Source organism: Sphingomonas bacterium (assembly GCF_903644135.1).
Lineage (GTDB): Bacteria > Pseudomonadota > Alphaproteobacteria > Sphingomonadales > Sphingomonadaceae > Sphingomonas.
This window is the reverse complement of sequence record NZ_CAHJXA010000237.1, coordinates 1-4,525: the sequence shown is the minus strand read 5'-3', so window position 1 is coordinate 4,525 and position 4,525 is coordinate 1. Positions and strand designations below refer to the sequence as shown.

Here is a 4,525-nt window from a genome sequence, read left to right as displayed (position 1 = left end):
AAACACCGTCGCTTGCACCAGTGCTAGGTCAGCCGATCACCCGCGCCCGACAAGGCGGCCCCCACCGCAGGGATACGGATGGGCGACAGCGTGCGCCCCCGCTCCGACAAGCTGTACTCGACCTTCGGCGGCACCTGCGCGTAGACGACGCGGCCGACCAGCCCGTCGCTCTCCAGCTCGCGCAGCTGGTTGGTCAGCATCCGCTGCGTCACGTCCGGCAGGAACCGGCGCAGCTCGCCGAAGCGCAGCGTTCCCTCCTCGCGCAAGTGCCACAGGATCACGCACTTCCACTTGCCCTCGATCAGGCTGACGGCGGCCTCGACGGGGCAGGCGGGATCGCAATCCAGCCGCGAGTGGCGAGCCTTGGCCATGACAGTATCCTTTTCGACACTATGGGCGGTCTTTGTGCGTACTGAACGGCGTCGAACATAGGTCTATCTCTGCTCCGAACAACCGGAGCATTCCCATGAAGGCCATCGGCTACAGGCAACCCGGTCCGATCGACCGGCCCCACTCCCTCATCGACATCGACCTGCCCGAGCACGTTGCCACGAGGCGCGACCTGCTGGTCGAGGTCAGGGCGGTGTCGGTGAACCCGGTCGACGTGAAGATCCGCGGCAGCGCCGCCCCGACCGGCGAAGATCCGCGCGTCCTTGGCTGGGACGCCGCGGGCATCGTCCGGGCGATCGGGCCGGAGGTCACGTCCTTCCGCCCCGGCGACGAGGTCTTCTACGCCGGCAGCATCGCGCGCGACGGCACCAACGCAGAGCGGCATCTGGTCGACGAGCGGATCGTCGCGCGCAAGCCGGCGTCGCTCGGCTGGGCCGACACGGCCGCCTTGCCGCTGACATCGATCACCGCTTGGGAGGCGCTGTTCGATCGCCTGGACGTGCGCAGGCCGGTGCCGGGCGCCGGCAACGCGCTGCTGGTGATCGGCGGCGCCGGCGGGGTCGGCTCGATCGCCGTCCAGCTCGCGCGGCAACTGACCGACCTGACGGTCATCGCGACGGCTTCGCGTCCGGAGACGCAGGCCTGGGCGACGGCGATGGGCGCCCACCACGTGATCGACCATTCGCGGCCGCTCGCGCCCCAGATCGCCGCCCTCGGCATCGGCGCGCCCGCCTTCGTCTTCTCCACGACCCATACCGACCGGCACCTCGCCGCCATCGCCGAGCTGATCGCGCCGCAGGGCCGGTTCGCGCTGATCGACGACCCCGCCACGCTCGACGCGGTGCTGTTCAAGCGCAAGTCGGTGTCGATCCACTGGGAGCTGATGTTCACCCGGCCGCTGTTCGCCACGGCGGACCTCGACGCGCAGGGCCGGCTCCTCGCTGAGGTCGCCGGGCTCATTGACGCCGGTCGGCTGCGCACCACGGCGACCGAGCGGCTGTCGCCGATCGACGCGGCCAATCTGAAGCGCGCCCATGCCATGGTCGAGAGCAACGCCATGCGCGGCAAGGTCGTGCTCGAAGGCTGGGCCTGAACCCGGCGTCATCAATCACCAAACACATCGAGGACCTGACACCATGACCAACGAACTCACACGCATCGTCGCCACTGCGTCCGTCTCGACCGCGGCGTCCAACCTGCTGGTCGAGACCGCACTGAGCGCCGCCGACGCCGCCGGGTTCGAGGCGGCCGTTGCCGTCGTTGACGCCGGCGGCGCGCTGAAAGGCTTCGCGCGGAGCGACGGTGCCGCGTTCCTCACCGCTGACGTCGCTATCAACAAGGCGTGGACGGCCGCGTCCTACGGCTACCCGACCAGCGTCTGGAACGACTATATCGCCGATCCCCAGGTCGCCCCGCTTGCGAACCTGCCGCGAATGATGCCGGTGGGCGGCGGCTATGCCTTGTTCGACAACGGCAGGCTGGTCGGCGGCATCGGCCTGTCCGGCGGCAACACCACGCAGGACCAGGATGCGGCGCTGGCGGCGATCAAGGCGGCCGGGTTTGAGCTGCCAGCTTGAGTAATCGAAGTTTGCGGGTCGGCACTCCAAGAGACGTTGCACCAAGATAGATCACTCGGCGTCAGCAGCCTAGAAACACCACGTTGTTAATTTCGCATATAGATTTAGAAGATTAACCTTGAGCGGTGCTCTATCAGCGGCTGTTCGTCGTCGCTCACAACGACCAGTAGGCAGTTGGTGATTGTAAGCGATCGCGAAGGCATTTGGATGACGCGGCGGACAGATAGAGCGTCCGCTTCGGATCCTGAAGGACACCTTCGCGGTCGCCTGTAAACACAATCGTGATGCGAAACGCCGCCGACCTCCCATATAGCGTCCATGACGACCTTGACAGTCTGGCATGACGGCGCATGTCCGCTCTGCCGCCGTGAGATCGCGCTGATGCGGCGCTTGGATTGGCGCGGTGCGATCCGGTTCGTCGATGCGACCACGGCTGAGACGTGCCCGATCGACCGGCGAGAACTGCTTGCGCGGTTCCATGCCAGGGAAGGTGACACGCTGCTGTCGGGGGCTGCGGCGTTCGCGGCGATGTGGCGGGCGATCCCGCTGCTGCGCCCGTTGGGCCTGCTCGCGCGGTCGCCGCTGGCGCTGCGGCTGCTCGAACGTACCTATCTGGCGTTCCTGACAGTGAGGCCGGGGTTGCAGCGTCTTGCCCATCGGGTGTCGCGGACATGAGGCCACGCGCTGATCCGGCAGGTGCGGGACAGGAGAGCGTCTGGGACTATCCTCGTCCCGCGGTTGCCGAGCCGACTGCCGCGCGGATCGTTATCGAGCATCGCGGGCGCATCGTTGCGGACACGCGCTCGGCCATCCGCACCTTGGAGACCAGCCACCCGCCAAGCTACTATATCCCGCGCGGCGACATCACCGCGGGGATGCTGCGCCGTGCCGATGGCAGCTCGTTCTGCGAGTGGAAGGGTGCCGCGGCCTATTGGGACGTGATCGTCGACGGCGATGTCCTGCCGTGCGTCGGCTGGAGCTACGCGACGCCGACCGTACCGTTCGCGCCGCTGCGTGACCATGTCGCGTTCTATGCGGCACCGTTCGATCGTTGCACGGTCGATGGCGAGACGGTCGTGCCTCAGCCGGGCGCGTTCTATGGCGGCTGGATCACCTCGCATCTTGCCGGGCCGTTCAAGGGCGGACCGGGCAGCATGGGATGGTGACGTTGCATCTACCGGCCGGCCTTGCCGACTGGCGTGAAGCGCCTCGCGTCCGGGCGCTCAACGACTGCGCGCCGAACGCCGATGGTCGCTATGTGCTGTGCTGGCTGCGGCAGGCGCTGCGCGCGCGCGACAATCCGGTGATCGATGCGGCCGTGCGGCTGGGCAACGAGTTAAGGCTGCCGGTGCTGGTCTATCATGGCCTGGGGGAGGATTACCCCTATGCGTCCGACCGGCTGCACCGCTTCATTCTTGGCGCGAGCGTGGACTTGGCCGCGGGGTGTCGCGAGCGCGGGTTGGCGTGCGTTCAGCATGTCGACCGGGCTGACCGGCGCGAGGAAGGGCTGGTCCTCCGGCTCGCCGCGGACGCCGCTGCGGTCGTGCTGGAGGACCAGCCGACCTCCATTACCCGCCGGCAAGCGAGCGGGGTCGCGGCGCGTGTCGGCGTGCCGGTCCTTGCGGTCGACGCCGCCTGCCTGGTGCCGCCGGCCGTGCTCGGCGACGACATCCGCGGCCGCTCGGGCTTCCTGCGCCGGCATGAGCCGGAACGCACGGCATGGCTGGAGGCGCAGGACGAAGCGGCGGGCGTCGCGCCTTATGACGGGCTATGGCCGTTCGTGCCGGACCGGCTGGAGGCGGTCGACCTCGACGCGCTGGTCGCGGGGCTGGAGATCGACCACACGCTGCCGGTCAGTGTCATGCATCCCGCCGGTCGTGCTGCGGCCGAGGCGCGGCTCGCGCGGCTGGTCGCGGAGGTGCTGCCCGGCTACGCCTCGTCGCGCAACGATGCCACACGGGCGGAGGGCGCGAGCGGCCTGTCGCCCTACCTCCACTTCGGCGTACTCGGCCCGCGCGAGGTGATGGCCGCCGTCATCAAGGCCAAGGCCGGTGGCCAGCACAAGACCAAGTTCGCCGATGAGTTGCTCGGCTGGCGCGAGTGGTTCCATTATCAGGCGCGTATGCTCGACGCGCCCGAACGCTACGACCGGGTCGCAGGCTGGGCTCGGGAGGCGCTCGCCGCGCACGCGCACGATCCACGCCCCGATGCCGAACCGCTCGCCGCAATGCTGCGCGGCGAAACGCACGACCAGACGTGGAACGCTTGCCAGCGCCAGTTTCTGATCGACGGCTGGATGCACAACAACCTGCGCATGTATTGGGGCAAGCGGATCATCGCGATGACGCCCGATCCCGAGGCCGCCTGGGCGACGGCCTGCTACCTCAACGATCGGCTCAGCCTCGATGGGCGTGATCCTGCTACCTATGGCAACATCGCCGCGATGTTCGGCGGCTCGCCCGCCGACCGCGACCGACCGGTGTACGGCCGGGTGGCGACGCGCGGCGATGGCTCGACACGCCACCGCGACGGCGGCGCGGAGTGGCTCGCGGCGGCAG

General features: G+C 68.6%; 6 protein-coding genes. 5 read left to right on the top strand and 1 reads right to left on the bottom strand.

Annotated features, from left to right (window positions below; translation table 11 throughout):
- Positions 1 to 23 precede the first annotated feature (23 nt).
- Positions 24 to 371 carry a winged helix-turn-helix transcriptional regulator gene (locus HUU96_RS11815; protein ID WP_174292984.1) on the bottom strand — a complete coding sequence of 116 codons (348 nt, stop codon included), beginning with the start codon at positions 369 to 371 and terminating at the stop codon, positions 24 to 26.
- A gap of 95 nt (positions 372 to 466) precedes the next feature.
- On the opposite strand from HUU96_RS11815, the gene HUU96_RS11810 reads away from it, so the two are divergent.
- The 5 genes from HUU96_RS11810 to HUU96_RS11790 form a co-directional block, all read left to right on the top strand.
- A complete protein-coding gene (locus HUU96_RS11810) occupies positions 467 to 1,483 on the top strand; it encodes a zinc-binding alcohol dehydrogenase family protein (protein WP_174292983.1) in 1,017 nt (338 codons plus the stop codon).
- A 43-nt stretch (positions 1,484 to 1,526) separates the two neighbouring features.
- Positions 1,527 to 1,967, top strand: coding sequence for a GlcG/HbpS family heme-binding protein (locus HUU96_RS11805; RefSeq protein WP_174292982.1), 441 nt, complete (start codon positions 1,527 to 1,529; stop codon positions 1,965 to 1,967).
- 318 nt (positions 1,968 to 2,285) lie between these two features.
- Positions 2,286 to 2,642, top strand: a complete 357-nt coding sequence (locus tag HUU96_RS11800; RefSeq protein WP_174292981.1) for a thiol-disulfide oxidoreductase DCC family protein — start codon at positions 2,286 to 2,288, stop codon at positions 2,640 to 2,642.
- Positions 2,639 to 3,133: a DUF427 domain-containing protein gene (locus HUU96_RS11795; protein ID WP_174292980.1), complete on the top strand. Its 495-nt coding sequence runs from the start codon at positions 2,639 to 2,641 to the stop codon at positions 3,131 to 3,133. The genes HUU96_RS11800 and HUU96_RS11795 overlap by 4 nt, the downstream gene beginning before the upstream one ends.
- On the top strand, positions 3,130 to 4,525 hold a 1,396-nt coding region (locus HUU96_RS11790), incomplete at its 3' end, for a deoxyribodipyrimidine photo-lyase (RefSeq protein ID WP_254605203.1). The genes HUU96_RS11795 and HUU96_RS11790, both read left to right, overlap by 4 nt.

Excerpts from the sequence above, each read along its gene's own strand:
- HUU96_RS11815 (WP_174292984.1), bottom strand. The coding sequence starts at position 371 with ATGGCCAAGGCTCGCCACTCGCGGCTGGATTGCGATCCCGCCTGCCCC.
- HUU96_RS11810 (WP_174292983.1), top strand. The coding sequence starts at position 467 with ATGAAGGCCATCGGCTACAGGCAACCCGGTCCGATCGACCGGCCCCAC.
- HUU96_RS11805 (WP_174292982.1), top strand. The coding sequence starts at position 1,527 with ATGACCAACGAACTCACACGCATCGTCGCCACTGCGTCCGTCTCGACC.
- HUU96_RS11800 (WP_174292981.1), top strand. The coding sequence starts at position 2,286 with ATGACGACCTTGACAGTCTGGCATGACGGCGCATGTCCGCTCTGCCGC.
- HUU96_RS11795 (WP_174292980.1), top strand. The coding sequence starts at position 2,639 with ATGAGGCCACGCGCTGATCCGGCAGGTGCGGGACAGGAGAGCGTCTGG.